15 protein-coding genes are annotated in these 15,833 nt (G+C 36.1%); 11 read left to right on the top strand and 4 right to left on the bottom strand.

All coding sequences use genetic code 11. From position 1 onward, the window contains the following. Positions 1-9: 9 nt before the first annotated feature. From CO726_RS09290 to chbG, 8 genes are all read left to right on the top strand, one after another. Positions 10-327 (top strand): PTS sugar transporter subunit IIA, encoded by a 318-nt coding sequence (locus CO726_RS09290; RefSeq protein WP_098758925.1) that lies wholly within the window; start codon positions 10-12, stop codon positions 325-327. Positions 328-460: 133 nt separating this feature from the next. Further along, positions 461-910 carry a LytTR family DNA-binding domain-containing protein gene (locus CO726_RS09295; RefSeq protein ID WP_099684065.1) on the top strand — a complete coding sequence of 150 codons (450 nt, stop codon included), beginning with the start codon at positions 461-463 and terminating at the stop codon, positions 908-910. A 3-nt stretch (positions 911-913) separates the two neighbouring features. Then, positions 914-1,318 (top strand): DUF3021 domain-containing protein, encoded by a 405-nt coding sequence (locus CO726_RS09300; RefSeq protein ID WP_099684066.1) that lies wholly within the window; start codon positions 914-916, stop codon positions 1,316-1,318. 434 nt (positions 1,319-1,752) lie between these two features. Next, the gene (locus tag CO726_RS09305; RefSeq protein ID WP_001023569.1) at positions 1,753-2,055 is read left to right on the top strand and encodes a PTS sugar transporter subunit IIB; all 303 of its coding nucleotides are present in this window, start codon (positions 1,753-1,755) and stop codon (positions 2,053-2,055) included. Between the two features lie 16 nt (positions 2,056-2,071). Beyond that, complete coding sequence (celB, locus tag CO726_RS09310; protein WP_099684067.1) at positions 2,072-3,376, top strand: PTS cellobiose transporter subunit IIC; 1,305 nt, start codon at positions 2,072-2,074, stop codon at positions 3,374-3,376. A gap of 182 nt (positions 3,377-3,558) precedes the next feature. Continuing rightward, positions 3,559-3,882, top strand: a complete 324-nt coding sequence (locus tag CO726_RS09315; protein ID WP_000989050.1) for a PTS lactose/cellobiose transporter subunit IIA — start codon at positions 3,559-3,561, stop codon at positions 3,880-3,882. A gap of 3 nt (positions 3,883-3,885) precedes the next feature. Next, complete coding sequence (gene celF, locus CO726_RS09320) at positions 3,886-5,211, top strand: 6-phospho-beta-glucosidase (protein WP_076541566.1); 1,326 nt, start codon at positions 3,886-3,888, stop codon at positions 5,209-5,211. Positions 5,212-5,260: 49 nt separating this feature from the next. Then, positions 5,261-5,968, top strand: a complete 708-nt coding sequence (chbG, locus tag CO726_RS09325) for a chitin disaccharide deacetylase (protein ID WP_099684068.1) — start codon at positions 5,261-5,263, stop codon at positions 5,966-5,968. A 35-nt stretch (positions 5,969-6,003) separates the two neighbouring features. Here chbG and CO726_RS09330 read toward each other — a convergent pair whose 3' ends face one another. Continuing rightward, positions 6,004-7,185 carry a chromate transporter gene (locus CO726_RS09330; RefSeq protein WP_099684069.1) on the bottom strand — a complete coding sequence of 394 codons (1,182 nt, stop codon included), beginning with the start codon at positions 7,183-7,185 and terminating at the stop codon, positions 6,004-6,006. Positions 7,186-7,374: 189 nt separating this feature from the next. Between CO726_RS09330 and exsM the strand changes: the two genes are divergently transcribed. Further along, positions 7,375-7,788 carry an exosporium regulatory protein ExsM gene (exsM, locus tag CO726_RS09335; RefSeq protein ID WP_098758929.1) on the top strand — a complete coding sequence of 138 codons (414 nt, stop codon included), beginning with the start codon at positions 7,375-7,377 and terminating at the stop codon, positions 7,786-7,788. A gap of 181 nt (positions 7,789-7,969) precedes the next feature. Here exsM and CO726_RS09340 read toward each other — a convergent pair whose 3' ends face one another. The 3 genes from CO726_RS09340 to CO726_RS09350 form a co-directional block, all read right to left on the bottom strand. Beyond that, positions 7,970-10,645, bottom strand: coding sequence for a sigma-54-dependent transcriptional regulator (locus CO726_RS09340; RefSeq protein ID WP_099684070.1), 2,676 nt, complete (start codon positions 10,643-10,645; stop codon positions 7,970-7,972). 104 nt (positions 10,646-10,749) lie between these two features. Beyond that, entirely contained in the window at positions 10,750-11,487 is a 738-nt protein-coding gene (locus tag CO726_RS09345) for a polysaccharide deacetylase family protein (protein WP_099684071.1), read from the bottom strand. A 200-nt stretch (positions 11,488-11,687) separates the two neighbouring features. Further along, the gene (locus CO726_RS09350) at positions 11,688-12,761 is read right to left on the bottom strand and encodes a glycosyltransferase family 4 protein (protein ID WP_099684072.1); all 1,074 of its coding nucleotides are present in this window, start codon (positions 12,759-12,761) and stop codon (positions 11,688-11,690) included. A gap of 501 nt (positions 12,762-13,262) precedes the next feature. Between CO726_RS09350 and CO726_RS09355 the strand changes: the two genes are divergently transcribed. Beyond that, positions 13,263-14,633 (top strand): UDP-glucose dehydrogenase family protein, encoded by a 1,371-nt coding sequence (locus CO726_RS09355; RefSeq protein ID WP_136699491.1) that lies wholly within the window; start codon positions 13,263-13,265, stop codon positions 14,631-14,633. 74 nt (positions 14,634-14,707) lie between these two features. Further along, on the top strand, positions 14,708-15,823 hold the full coding sequence (wecB, locus tag CO726_RS09360; RefSeq protein ID WP_099684073.1) for a non-hydrolyzing UDP-N-acetylglucosamine 2-epimerase: 1,116 nt from the start codon (positions 14,708-14,710) through the stop codon (positions 15,821-15,823). Positions 15,824-15,833: the final 10 nt, after the last annotated feature.

Here is a 15,833-nt window from a genome sequence, read left to right on the forward strand (position 1 = left end):
AGAACTAAAATGGATACGATAGAAACGAAGGCTTTTCATTTAATTTTGCATGGGGGAAATGCGAGAAGTTGTTCAATGGAAGCAATTGATTGCGCAAAGCGTGGAGAATTTACAGAAGCAGAAGCGAAATTACAAGAAGCGTTAGAGGAATTAAAAGAGGCGCACCGTGTACAAACGGATCTCATACAGAAAGAAGCTGGTGGTGAAAAGACCGAAGTTACCCTTCTGATGGTGCATGCGCAAGATCATTTAATGAATGCTATTACAGTAAAGGAATTAGCGAGTGAGTTTGTAGAATTATATAAGAAAATGTCAGTGAATGAATGAACCTTGCTTATGCAAGGTTTTTTTATATGTTGAAAAGATACTGTTATGACGAAACGAAGACCACTTACGCAAGATTGTATTTATTATTTCCAACTTTATGTAAAAATGAAAGTGTAAAGGAGGTGGGAAATAGATGAAAGTTCACATCGAATTAGACCCATCACAAGAAGAAGTAGAAATAATTATAAAAACGAAGGAAATAACAGATGATATTCAGCAACTTTTAAAAATAATAGAGGGGGGAACTGTAAATCAAATTGTTGGTGTATTGGATCATCAGTATCATTTATTGGATTTACATGATATTTATTGGTTTTATACAGAAGAAAGAAAAGTTATGGCGCAAACGAAGAAAGGGAGTCTTGAAGTGAAGGCTCGCTTATATGAATTAGAGGAACAGTTAGCCGGAAAGCGTTTTGCTAGATTTTCTAAGTCAATACTTGCAAATTTAGGGCATGTAAAAAGTTTTGAAATGTCTTTTAGCGGTAGTATGTGTGCTCAATTTTCTAATGGAATGAAAGAATATGTTTCGAGGAAGTACGTACCGCTTATTAAAGAGGTTTTAAATATAGGAGGAGGTTAAAAGATGTTTGATAGAGTTATAAATAAAATTGCTTTTGGTTTAGGGATGGCGATGATATATAGTCTATTGTTTTTATGGATCGGTTATGTGAAAGGGGTAGAAACAGTAGAAACGAAAATCTTAATTACGTATTTAGTTACAGCCAATATAGTAGGACTTATCTTTTCTTTCGCTTCATTTATTTTTGAAAAAGAAGAATGGAGTATATTAAAACAAACGATGATTCACTTTATTGTTTTGCTAGGAACATTTTTGCCTACAGCAATTTGGGTTGGATGGGTTCCAAATCGTTTCGGTCCAATTCTTATTTGTATAGGAATCTTTATTGTTATTTACTTTATTATATGGTGTATGATGACGCTGTATTGGAAGCGGAAAATAGAAAAATTAAATCATCAATTACGGTGAAAAAAATTATGTATGTGTCCGTACTATCAGTGGGGGATGAACAAAACCCTCACTGATTAATGTTTTACTTTCTTTTATTCTGTGTAATTTTTGTTTTGATAAGTGATAGAAAGGTATGCTCAAGAGAGGTTTATTTTTTTACTGGATTTTCACGCTAAAAAAATTTTTTAGTGTTTTTTTGTTTTAAATAGAGCTAGACAACTAAACACTAATCTATTTTCATACAGTTATGTGTTAAAACCGTGTTGTTTTATAACACACTGTGTGTTTTTTGAGTGACACACTAATCGAAAGCGTTAACACACAAAGAAAACAGTCGAAAAAGTGCTGATTTTAGTGGTTTTAAAAAGTTGGCACGCTAATTGCATTAATAAATAGCGTAAAGAAAAATAAATAAACATAAACTTTTTATACTACACAAGGGGGATTTTCAAATGAATATTTTATTATGTTGCTCAGCAGGGATGTCTACAAGTTTACTAGTTACAAAAATGGAAGCGGCTGCAAAAGCTCGCGGTCTAGAAGGAAAGATTTGGGCTGTATCTGGGGATGCAGTAAAAACGAATATCGATCAAGCAGATGTATTATTACTAGGACCACAAGTTCGTTACATGCTTTCTTCAATGAAAACGCTTGCTGATGAGAGAAACGTTGGAATCGACGTTATCAATCCAATGCACTACGGCATGATGAATGGAGAAGCAGTTTTAGATCACGCATTAACACTTAAAAAATAATTAGGGGGGAAGTAAAATGCAAAAGTTTATTGCATTTATGGAGAAGTACATGGTTCCGATTGCTGGTAAAATCGGATCGCAACGTCACTTAGCTGCGATCCGAGATGGATTTATTGCAGTTATGCCACTTATTTTAGTTGGTTCGATGGCAGTACTAGTTAATGGTTTACCAATTCCAGCATTCCAAAATTTTATGAAAGATTTATTCGGTGAAACTTGGACACAAATTGGTGCTGGTATGTGGACAGGGTCCTTCGGGGTATTAGCTCTGATGGTGGCGGTTACCATAAGTTATAACTTAGCAAAATCTTACGGTGTTGATGGATTGTCAGCAGGTATTATTTCGTTTGGTGCATTAATTATTCTTACACCAACAACACCAAAAGAAGCTGGAATAAATATGCTTTGGACAGGCGCACAGGGTTTGTTCGTTTCACTTATTGTCTCCATACTCGTAACGGAGATATTCCGCTTCTTTGTTCAAAGAAACATTACAATTAAAATGCCAGACGGTGTACCACCAGCAGTAATGAAATCTTTCGCTGCGTTAGTTCCAGCATTTGTGATTTTAACAGGTGTTGCAGGTATTCAATTAGCAGTAAAACTAGCAGGTACAAGTGTTCATGAGTATATCTTTAATACATTACAAGTTCCATTACAAGGGTTAGCAGGTACGTTACCAAGTGCAATCTTCATCGCGTTATTAGTACATGTACTTTGGTTCTTCGGCTTACATGGACCGAATATTGTTGGTGGTATTATCGAACCATTATACTTACCAGCATTAGAGAAAAATATTAAGTTATTCCAAGATGGTACATCTGCATTTGATGTTCCTAATATTATTACAAAACCATTCTTTGATACTTTCGTATATCTTGGTGGTTCTGGTGCAACATTAGCATTCTTAGTCGTTGTATTAATTGTAGCGAAAAGCGCACAATTACGCGGTGTATCTCGTCTATCAATTGGACCTGGTGCATTTAACATTAACGAACCAGTAATCTTTGGTACACCAATTGTTTTAAATCCAATTTTATTCATCCCGTTCGTATTAACACCTGTTGTGTTAGTTATCACATCTTATACAGCAATTTATTTAGGGTGGGTACCAAAAACAGTAGCGATGGTTCCATGGAACGTTCCACCGATTATTAGTGGATACCTTGTAACAGGATTACATCCTTCTGGTGCGATTTTACAATTATTCAACTTTGTTGTTGCAATGGCGATTTATTTCCCATTCGTTGTCGCATGCGATCGCTCAGTTATTCGCAATGAAAAAGCAGCACAAGGAAACAATAATTCTTTACCTATGTAACATAGTAATTGTTCTCACAGATAACATGATCTGTGAGAACAACTACCTTTATATCATGTTCAAAAAGATGAAATCCATCTACAAGAACACTAAACTATCATTCATAAAATAATAATTTAATAGAAATGTTCAAACTGAAGGGGTATTTAAATCGGTTGAACTTTATAGAGAGGGCGGTAATTATGATGACTACAGCAGAACAAATTCCATTTCAATTAATTTTAAATAGTGGTAACGCACGAAGCTTTGCGATGGAGGCACTTCAATTTGCCAAACAGGGGAAAATGGCAGAGGCTGATGAAGCGATGGTAAAGGCGAAAGAAGCGATTAATGAAGCGCATCATTTCCAAACAGAGCTCATACAATCAGAAGCAAGAGGAGAAAAAACAGAGATTAGTGTTCTTTTAATTCACGCACAAGATCATTTAATGAATGCGATTACAGTAAAAGAATTAGCAGCAGAATTTATTGACCTTTATAAAAAGTTAGAAGCGAAAGGGGAATAAAGCATGAATGGAATTAAAATTGCTACAATCGGCGGTGGATCTAGTTATACACCAGAGTTAATTGAAGGATTTATTAAACGTTATGATGAACTTCCTGTTCGTGAAATTTGGTTAGTAGATATTGAGGCAGGAAAAGAAAAGTTAGAAATCGTTGGTAACTTAGCGAAACGTATGGTGAAAAAATCTGGTTTACCAATCGAGGTACATTTAACGCTTGATCGCCGCGAGGCATTAAAGGATGCTGATTTCGTAACGACGCAGCTTCGCGTAGGTTTATTAGAAGCACGTGCAAAAGATGAAGCAATCCCATTAAAATATGATGTAATCGGTCAGGAAACGAATGGTCCTGGTGGTTTATTCAAAGCATTGAGAACGATTCCTGTTATTTTAGATATTTGTAAGGATATGGAGGAGCTTTGTCCGAATGCATGGTTAATTAACTTTGCAAACCCAGCTGGTATGGTAACAGAAGCTGTTCTTCGTTATACAAATATTCAAAGAGTAGTTGGTCTATGTAACGTTCCAATCGGAATTCGCATGGGTCTTGCGAGATTACTTGAAGTAGATGCAAGTCGTGTACATGTTGACTTCGCAGGTTTAAACCATATGGTATACGGACTAGACGTATATTTAGATGGCGTAAGTGTAATGGATCGTGTGTTAGAGCTTGTAACAGATCCAGAAAAGCAAATTACGATGGAAAATATCGCTGCGCTTAACTGGGAGCCAGACTTTATTCGCGGTCTTCGTGCAATTCCATGTCCATACCATCGTTATTACTACAAAACACGTGAAATGTTAGAAGAAGAGAAAGAAGCTTCGGTTGAAAAAGGTACACGTGCAGAAGTAGTAAAACAATTAGAAGATGATTTATTCGAGTTATATAAAGACCCGAATTTAGATATTAAACCACCACAATTAGAAAAACGTGGCGGCGCTTATTATAGTGACGCAGCATGTAGTTTAATTACTTCTATTTACAATAATAAAGGTGATATCCAACCTGTTAATACACGAAATAACGGAACAATTGCAAGCTTACCACATGATTCTGCTGTTGAAGTGAACTGTATTATTACGAAAGAAGGTCCAAAACCAATTGCAGTTGGAGATCTTCCGGTACCAGTTCGCGGTTTAGTACAACAAATTAAATCATTTGAGCGCACAACAATTGAAGCTGCTGTTACAGGGGATTATCATAAAGCGCTGCTTGCTATGACAATTAATCCACTTGTACCATCAGATAAAGTTGCAAAACAAATTTTAGATGAAATGTTGGAAGCGCATAAAGAATATCTTCCGCAGTTCTTCAAAAAGGTAGAGAAATAAAAGCGGCGCTATTTAGCCCGCTTTTTTTATTCTATTAGGAGGTATTACGATGATTAAACTAATTGTAAATGCAGATGATTTCGGTCTTACAGAAGGTACAAATTACGGCATTATTGATGGGCATATAAATGGACTTGTAAATTCAACGACGATGATGATGAATATGCCGGGAACAGAGCATGCGGTACGCTTAGCAAAAGAGTATAAAACGTTAGGGGTAGGAGTACATCTCGTATTAACGGCAGGGAAACCGCTTCTTGGAGATGTTCCATCACTTGTAAGTAGCGATGGATTGTTTCATAAACAAAGCGTCGTATGGGAAGGGAAGCTAAGTCCCGAAGAAGTTGAGAGAGAATGGACTGCTCAAATTGAGAAATTCCTATCTTACGGATTAACACCAACTCATTTAGATAGTCATCATCATGTGCACAGCTTACCGATTTTGCACGATGTTCTGGAGAGATTAGCGGCTACATATAATGTTCCGATTCGTCGTTGTGAGAAAGAGCGAGCAGTACGCCCATTTTCTGACGTATTTTACAGTGATTTTTACGCAGATGGTGTGACGGAAGATTACTTCGTGAAGTTAAAAGGAAGAGTACAAGGTGAACAAACGGTAGAAATTATGGTTCATCCAGCTTATATTGATCCAGAGCTTGTGAAGCGTTCTTCTTACGTAATGGATCGTGTGAAAGAATTACGTATTTTAACAGAGAGCGAGTTGCCTGAAGGAATAGAGCTTGTGAAATTTTCATAGAAAAACGACGGCTATAGAATGCCGTCGTTTTTTATTTACAAAATGGATAAAATATATCCGCCAAAGGCTCCAAGTATAACGATAACCCAAGGTGGTGTTTTCCAAAAAGCGAGCAAGCAAAATAGAAGAGATGCAAAAACAAAATCTACAGCGTTCATAATTGTGCTTGTCCAAATAGGGTCATAAAAAGCTGCTAGTAAAATACCGACAACGGCTGCATTGACTCCAAGTAGTGCGCCTTGTATGTAAGATATTTTTCTCACACTGTTCCAAAATGGTAAAACACCAATAACGAGTAAGAAAGCAGGAAGAAAGATCGCAATTGTTGCGAGTATTGCCCCAAGTGTCCCGTTTAACACAGCTCCTATATAAGAAGCGAATGTAAATAGTGGGCCTGGTACGGCTTGTGTTAATCCGTATCCAGCTAGAAATTGTTCTTTCGTCATCATTCCGTTTTGTACGAACTCACCTTCAAGAAGGGGCAGCACGACGTGTCCGCCTCCAAATACAAGTGCGCCAGAGCGATAGAAACTATCAAATAAAGCGATGTAATAAGAGAACGGTCTTAATATTGGTAGCAGTAGTAATAGTCCGAAGAATAAGACGAGACAAGAAACTGCTATCTTTTTTGAAATAGGTACTTTTATATTTTGAGACTGGCTAATTGATTGGTTGCGATATAAAAACCAGCCGATAAAGCCAGATACTATAATAAGAATAACTTGTGTCCAGCTACTTGGCCATAGTAAGGCGATTGCGGCAGTTACAATCACAATTGTCGCACGATTTCGGTCTGGCGTTAATTTTTGCGCCATTCCCCATATGGCATGAGCCACAATAGCAACTGCTACAAGTTTTAGTCCATGAATCCAGCCAGCACTTCCAAGATTGAACTGATTAAGGAATGAGGCGAAGAAAACTAAAACAAGCACAGACGGTAGTGTGAATCCAATCCATGAAATGATAGCTCCTAATAACCCACCTCTTAATAAACCAACCCCCATACCAACTTGACTGCTAGCAGGGCCAGGAAGGAATTGACATAGCGCTACTAAATCTCCGTAACTTCGTTCATCTATCCATTTTCTTTTTTGTATATATTCGTGGTGGAAATAGCCGAGGTGGGCGACAGGACCACCAAATGAAGTAAGTCCTAATTTAAATGAGACGAGAAAAATCTCTAATAATGTGTGAAAAGTGTATTTGTTATTTTCCAAAACAACCTCCTAGAATGCTTTTCTATGTGCATTATACAAGAGGTAGTAAAGCAAAGGAAACAATTCTAATGTAAAGATTGTGTGAATCTTTTCTTCGTAATTAAAAGTTGAAAAAGTCATAAATGATTATGTATAAACCATAAAGTAGTAGAAGTAGTGATGGGAAATTTATATAAGGAGAATGCCCGTATGACAACACATTTCTTTGCGAGGTTAACAGGTAAGAGGGAAATACCTCCTGTAAATACAGAAGCTTATGGCGTAGCAGAGTTTATATTTAGTGAGGATGTAAAGAAGTTGCAATATCGGGTCATATTGAAAAATATCGAAAAGGTTACATCATGCCAAATTCATTTAGGGAAAGCGGATCAAATTGGTCCAGTTGTTTTAAATTTGTTTGGTCCGCTAAAGCAAGGAATTAGTTTAAATGAAGGAGTCGTGACTGGTGTAGTCAATGTGGAGGATTTTGAAGGGCCTTTACAGGGGAGAGCGTTTGATAGCTTACTTCAAGAAATCATTCAGGAGAATGTATATGTAAATGTTTATACGAAGCCCAATAAGAAGGGTGAAATCAGGGGGAGAATCAGGAAAGTAAAGAAGTAGAAAAAAGGCTGTTCATATATTGGAACAGCCTTTTCTGCTATAAGTTGCAAATTTTAGCGATTATTGTCGGTAAGTCGATATATATTGAAAATCGCTGATATAATCCGGGTTACACCGACATGTTTGAAAAATCGCTGATATAATTCGTGTTACGGTCGATATATTTAAAAAAATGCCTCGATTAATTTTTTACAGGCTGATTTTTAATGAAGAAGTCCATAACATAAAACACTTCGTCATCAGGTATTTGTATTTCAAATGTATTTTCAATGGGTTGCAATGCTTTTTTTACTTTCATGTACATCCAGTATTCATCTTGTCTTCGTTTCTCTTTATCTGGATGAGGAAGGAGGCTTTCTCCTTTTTGAAGACGGTCAACCATACAGCTCATATGCAAAATAACACCCATTAAGCTATCAGGAGTTAGCTGCAAGGAAATTAATTCTTGAATTGTATTTAATGCATAACGAATCGTTTTAATAAGTAGTGCTCCGTCGTTACGCTGCATTTGTTGTTCAAGAATATCAGCCATTTTTGCATATGTTTCTTCATACGTAATTAATTCTTGAATTGGCTGAATCGCTGTGTAGTTTACGATATCTTGAAAATGATATGTTAAGCATGGAACTTGCACATCGAAATTCGTGACGATACAAATGATATTCCGCTCTTTTTTTATGTTCTCAATCATTTTCGTTAAATCTTTTTCATGGACGATACTAATCGGAATAATTTCAATTAAGTCTTTGTCAAATCGCAAATAGTTCTCTAACATTTTTTGAATAGCTAACGCACTGCCTTCTCCAGTTAAACAAGCTGTTAAAATAACTGATTTCATTGGTGATAGTGGCTTTTTCTTTTCTTCTTGTACGTTTAAGTAAAACGGTGTTAAGTTCTTCACCGTTTCATATAATGCATCTAATGAGTAGCCAAGCTGAGCTTTTCGAGCTGCTTCTAGTGCATGTGGAGTGCTTGTCATGGAAAGAACACGTACCGGAATTTTGAACTCAGTTTCTAATATATCACCAATATAAGCGAGCGATCCCATATCAACGAGTAAGAGAAGTCCATTTACATTTTGGAGTGTTTTCATATACACTTTCACACGCTCTAAGAAATCTTTCGGCGATTCATGTAACGGCATATCAATACCGGTTACTTCCTCAATGCCGAGAAGTTCATTTGCGACGTTTGCCATTTCTGTTGCAATGCCGTTTCCGTGCGCTAATATTAATACTTTTACTTCTGTTTGTGAGGCAGGAATTGGATCAACAACGAAGAACATTGTTAAAAAGCCTGCTTCATCGATAGGCATTGTTATTTGTAATTCGTCTTCCAGTAGTTGAATGCATTGCATAGCTACGGAAAAAGCTTCTTTATATTTCGTACGAATTTGATTTAATTGTGGGTGATGAATTTGTTTTCCAGCTTGTAAACGTTGTAGAGTTGTCTGTACATGTAAACTTAAAGCGAGAAATACTTTTTCATCAAACGTCTTAGATAAATGCTTTTCAGCAAGTTCCGCAATTTTTTCACAAACGGAAACGATATTACGATCCACAATTTTAAAAACATTTTCATGATTTGTCTTTTTTGACATTTGGTTAAAATATTGTACGAAAAAGCTTTGAATATCATTTTCTATTAGTAATTCTAATTCTTCCTCTTCAATACCGCGAGCTTGAAGTTCTTCATATTTATAATCAATATAATCGTAAATAGAAGACTGTTTTTCATTCTCTATTTTATGGTTACTCCAACCTTCATCACCTGTAAATATAAATGTTTCATTTGGTATCTGGTATAGATGACGGCTTTTTCTTTCAATGAATAGCCCTTCTTTCATATACCAAGGTAAATCTGTACTTGAAACATAGACAGAATCACGTTTCTTTGTCACGAAGTCAGAGTAGGCTTTCGCACAGGCAATTTGTACATCCGTTTTTAATTGACCGATGTTATTGGGGCAATTGTAAAAGACGAAAGCACGCATTGCATTCGGACTAACGTGAATTTCTTTTCGCAGACGAATTGCTTCATTTGTGAAAAATAGTTGTAGTAAAGCAAAGCGTTCTTTATGTGTACGTTCACGAAGTGGTGGCAGCGTGACAGTCATAGGTATACGTCTTGTAAATGTTTTTAATAAAAATGAATTTGGTTCTTCTGTTGTTGCAGTAATGATTAATACTTGTGCTTTACGTTCGTTTTCTGTTTCTCCAAGGCGGCGGTATACTCCGCGATCAATAAAGGTGAAAAGCATTTCTTGTCCCTCTGGAGGAAGGCGATGTACTTCATCTAAGAAAAGGATCCCTTCATGTGCTTTTTCAATTAACCCTTTTTGATCACTTGCCCCTGTATAAGCTCCTTTTTTAATTCCAAATAACTGCCCTAGTAGTAGCTGTGGATTATTTGCGTAATCAGCACAGTTAAAGACGATAAATGGTGCATTTTTAGGAAGCTGTTCAACTTCAATTGCATATTCGTGCATTAAAGAAGCGAACATAGATTTTCCGACTCCTGTTTCTCCGAGCAGTAAAGTATGCATACCGTTTGGAGGATAGAGAATGGAAGCTTTCGCTTTTTCGATTGCGATTTTAAGGCTTGTATTTTCAATTGCAAATGTATCTAATGAAGTTGCTTTTTTTGAATGCGTTTCCAACGAAGTGTTCGTTTCTATATAAAAACGAACAGGACGCGTATTTGTTTTTAATAAACGTTTATCTTTTACAAGTTTGTTTAAGTCGCTACTTACATTGGCGCGATCTAGTTGCAACAGGATAGCGAGTTCTGATGCGGTTACACCTTCTGTATAATTGCCTTTTTGTATTGCGTTAAAAATGAGATCTATTCGTTTCATTTCTATTCACCTCGAAACTTCATCACTATTTAAAATTTTACACAAAAATGGGAAGGGTGGGAAGAGAAAAATAAAACAGCTTTAGCACATAGGCACTAAAGCTGTTACAATCTTGTGTCTTTCCAAAAGTTCACTTCGAGGTGGGAAGATGGATTATAGGGAAGAAGTTTGTATCCTTGTGACTGTAAGTAATCAATTACTTTTGGCAGTATTTGTACGGTTACACTCGAATCATGCATTAAAATCACTTCGACTTGTTCATCGCTCTGATTACGTACTCTCTCTAGTATGGCAGAAGGATTGTCATAGCTTTTCCAGTCGTATGTATCGATTGTCCAATCCCACATTTTATACTGGGCTGATACAAGTGCATCACGGTAATTCTTTTTTAAGTAAGGCATACTACCATACGGAACACGAACGAGATGTGTGTTTAATTTTGTAATTTGCTGAACAATGTTTTGGGTTTGTTCCATTTCTGTAATTAAAGCGTATGGATCCCCGTTGTAAAGGCGTTTTACATCGTGTGACATACTGTGAAGTCCGATATAATGTCCGTCTTTAATTAATCGCTGCATTGTCTTTTTATAATGTGGCACTTTTCCACCAATAACAAAGAAAGTGGCTTTTCCGTTCTTTTCTTTTAAGATGTCTAAAATTTGCGTAGTATATTTGTTTGGTCCGTCATCAAATGTTAAGTACGCGATTTTTTGGGTAGAAGAGGTAGTTTCGGTATTTGGATGATGTTCAGCAGGGGTAATTGTAGTTGCTCCTGCATGAGATGACGCGTACATAGTAATCGTTAAAAATAAAATAATGTATTGAAATACTCGCTTGATCATAACATTCACCCTCAGTTTGACAATCAAGATGTAAAAAAGAAAATATAAGCCTTTTCTTATTATGTATATCTTTCTCCAATAGTGGAACTCTCAAACAAGCTATATTTTGGAAATGTAAAATAATGAATAAAAAATAGCATCCCCTTATAAAAAAGAGGATGCTATTCGAATATTTCATCATATTAAAGGCTATACTACAATTAGTCTTCGCGTTTTTTCACTTTTTTATAAAAGGAAATAAGTGGTTTGTAACGTTCATGTACAAGTCCGATTACTTCAGCAAGGATTTCTGTAAAGAAGATTAAAACGAAAAGAAGAGTAATGGATAACCATAATGTTGCACTAGAGAAAATGATTGCATTTACACTAAAGAAAATACCGAATGCGTATATAATTAGTACCGTTTTACGATGAGAGAAGCCCATTGCAAGTAAACGGTGATGTAAATGCGATTTGTCTGGCGCTGAAATAGGTTTTTTATTTACGATACGACGAATAATTGCAAATGTCGTATCAAATACAGGTACGCCTAAAATGATAACTGGAACGATAAAACTGAATAACGTTACACTTTTGTATAATCCAAGTAACGATATAACAGAAATACAGTATCCTAAAAATAGTGCGCCTGTATCTCCCATGAAAATTTTTGCTGGATGGAAGTTGTAGAATAAAAATCCAAGTGTACTTGCAAGTGCAATGAGTGCTAGAGGTAAAATGATAGCTGTTCCAGTACCCCATGGGCTAGTGAAGGCCATATATGCTAGCGTTGCCAGTACGATAGATGAAATACCAGCAGATAATCCATCTAAGCCATCAATTAAGTTGATGGCATTTGTAATACCTACAATCCAAAATACTGTAATTGGGTAAGCAAGCCATCCAAGTTCAGTATCCCCGAGGATTGGAATATATAATATTTGTACTAATAATCCACTTTTTACAATCATAATGGCAACTAATAGTTGTCCACCGAATTTTACCTTCGCAGATAACTCGTACATATCATCTAAAATACCGATGATTACAATGATAATCGCACCTAGCGTTATCGATAACATTCTTTGTTCATATAAGCCACCGACAACAAATCCTACAGCTACACCGATAAATATCGCTAACCCGCCAAGACGAGGCATGATCTTTTGGTGCACTTTACGCGCGTTTGGCTTATCTGTTGCTCCTATTTTAAAAGCTAACTTAATAACTAAAGGAGTAACGACGAGTACAGTGATGAAAGATGCCAAAATGGCATAAATCACTTGTGAGTCCATTAATACCCCACCCTTTTATAGTCTAACGTAATTTTTTTAAAATATATTTATCTGAAAATTATGATGTTTATTTGCAGGCTCATAACATATGGTATCACAAAAAGATTAGAATTCAATCTTTTTTTCTTTTTACGGTAAATGGAAGCAGATAGAATATATGACAATTGTATATAGAATGTTGAACCAATTGAGAAGGTTAATCGTATTGCGCTTTGGAATATGACATTTTCTCTTTTTCTTTGATAGTGAATACTTTTATTTCAGTATTATAAGTGTTACACGTAGAAATAAGTAAGTTCCGTGTTAAAATGTGGGAATTTATCCCGCATGAACAGGGAGTTTTAATTCCTATAAAATTCCGATTGGTTTAACTAATAATTAATAAAGGATATTTAATTTTACAAAAACTTAAAAAAGAATGAAAAAGGTAATTCATATAATAAAGAAGTAAAAGAGTTTTCTCATTTTTAATGTGAGAGGGGGAAGCACAGGGAGGATTGTATGTATTCGTATATTTTCTATTGCATATTCCTGTGCGAAAAGGAAATGAAAATTACGATAATAGGTACCGGATACGTTGGATTGATTACAGGAGTAGGGTTGGCAATATTAGGACATTCGGTCACATGTTTTGATATAAATGATGAGAAAATTGAACGAATAAAACAAGGGGATTTGCCTATTTATGAAGCGGGCTTATATGAATTAATAAATGATGCATATGAGAATAATCGTTTAACTTTTACAACAAGTAAAGAAGAAGCATTTACCGATGCAGAATTTATATTTATTGCAGTTGGAACACCGTCTTTATTAGATGGGACAGCGGATTTAACATATGTTCAACGTGCATGTGTTGATATTGGAACATATGCGACTAACGACATTATTGTTGTTACAAAAAGTACTGTTCCTGTAGGGACGAATGTTGCTATTAGAGGATGGATTAAGGAGAAGTTACAGGGGAGGCATGAATTACATATCGTATCGAATCCAGAATTTTTACGGGAAGGTTCAGGGATTTACGATTTTTTTCGGGGAGATCGTATTGTAATTGGAGCAAATAATGAGGAAGCGGCAAGAAAAGTTGAGAATTTATATAGTGAATTACACTTAAAAACGTATGTTACAGATATAAAAAGTGCAGAGATGATTAAATATGCATCGAATGCCTTTTTAGCAACAAAAATTAGTTTTATCAATGAAATTTCAAATATATGTGAGAAGGTAGGAGCGAATGTATTAGACGTTGCACAAGGGATGGGAATGGATAAGAGAATTGGTACGTCTTTTTTAAATGCGGGCATTGGTTACGGGGGATCGTGTTTTCCGAAAGATACGAAAGCTCTTGTACAAATTGCTGGGAATGTGGAGCATGATTTTCGCTTGTTAAAAGCAGTTATTGAAGTGAATAATAAACAACAGTTGTTATTGATTGAGAAAGCAAAGAAAGTAATAAACATGGACAAGAAGCGGATTGCGGTGCTGGGGGCGGCATTTAAACCGAATACTGATGATATAAGAGACGCGCCATCTCTTATTATAATAGAAGAATTAATGAATATAGGTGCGGATGTAGTTCTATATGACCCGAAGGCGATTCAAAATATGAAAAATATCTTTGGGGAGACTATACAATATAGCGAATGTATAGATGAATCGATTAGAGAAGCGAGTGCGGCTTTTATCATGACAGAATGGGGGACTATCCGAAATTACCCGTTAGAAAGGTACGTACAACTTATGAGAGAACCTATTTTATTTGATGGAAGAAATTGTTATACTAATGAGGATGTGAAGAAGCAAGGGATAGATTATTATTCTGTTGGAAGAGAAAGTATTTGTATGAGGGACTTTTCCGTTATTCGTTAAAAAGGCATGTGTTCATGTATATTCTTATATGTCATAATAGAATTTGTAACTAGTGAAAGAAAAGAGGCAATGAAATGACTGAACGTTTAAAAGTAATGACAATTTTCGGGACACGTCCAGAAGCAATCAAAATGGCACCTCTTGTATTAGAGTTGCAAAAGCATCCAGAGAAAATTGAATCGATTGTGACTGTAACAGCACAACATCGTCAAATGTTAGACCAAGTATTAAGTATCTTTGGAATTACGCCAGATTTCGATTTGAATATTATGAAGGACCGCCAAACTTTAATTGATATTACAACGCGTGGTTTAGAAGGTTTGGATAAAGTAATGAAAGAAGCAAAGCCGGATATTGTACTTGTACATGGTGATACAACGACAACATTTATTGCCAGTTTAGCTGCTTTCTATAATCAAATTCCAGTAGGTCATGTCGAAGCAGGACTTCGTACATGGGATAAATATTCTCCATACCCAGAAGAGATGAATCGCCAACTAACAGGCGTAATGGCAGATCTTCACTTCTCACCTACAGCGAAATCAGCAACGAACTTACAGAAAGAAAATAAAGATGAGTCACGCATTTTCATAACAGGAAATACAGCGATTGACGCACTAAAAACGACTGTAAAAGAAACATATAGTCATCCTGTACTAGAGAAACTTGGAAGTGATCGTCTTGTACTTATGACGGCTCACCGTCGTGAAAACTTAGGAGAGCCAATGCGTAATATGTTCCGTGCAATTAAGCGTCTTGTTGATAAGCATGAAGACGTACAGGTTGTATACCCTGTTCATATGAACCCTGTTGTTCGTGAAACAGCAAATGATATTTTAGGCGATCATGACCGCATTCATTTAATTGAGCCGCTAGATGTAATTGATTTCCACAATGTGGCAGCTCGTTCATACTTAATGTTAACTGATTCTGGTGGGGTACAAGAGGAAGCGCCGTCATTAGGCGTACCGGTTCTTGTTCTTCGTGATACAACAGAGCGCCCAGAAGGTATTGAAGCAGGCACATTGAAATTAGCAGGAACAGACGAAGAGACAATCTTTAGTCTTGCTGATGAGTTGTTATCAGACAAAGAAGCTCATGATAAGATGTCAAAAGCATCTAACCCGTACGGTGATGGCCGTGCATCAGAGCGTATTGTAGAAGCAATTTTACAACACTTTAATAAGTAAATAAAAAGAG

The organism is Bacillus fungorum (assembly GCF_002746455.1).
Lineage (GTDB): Bacteria > Bacillota > Bacilli > Bacillales > Bacillaceae_G > Bacillus_A > Bacillus_A fungorum.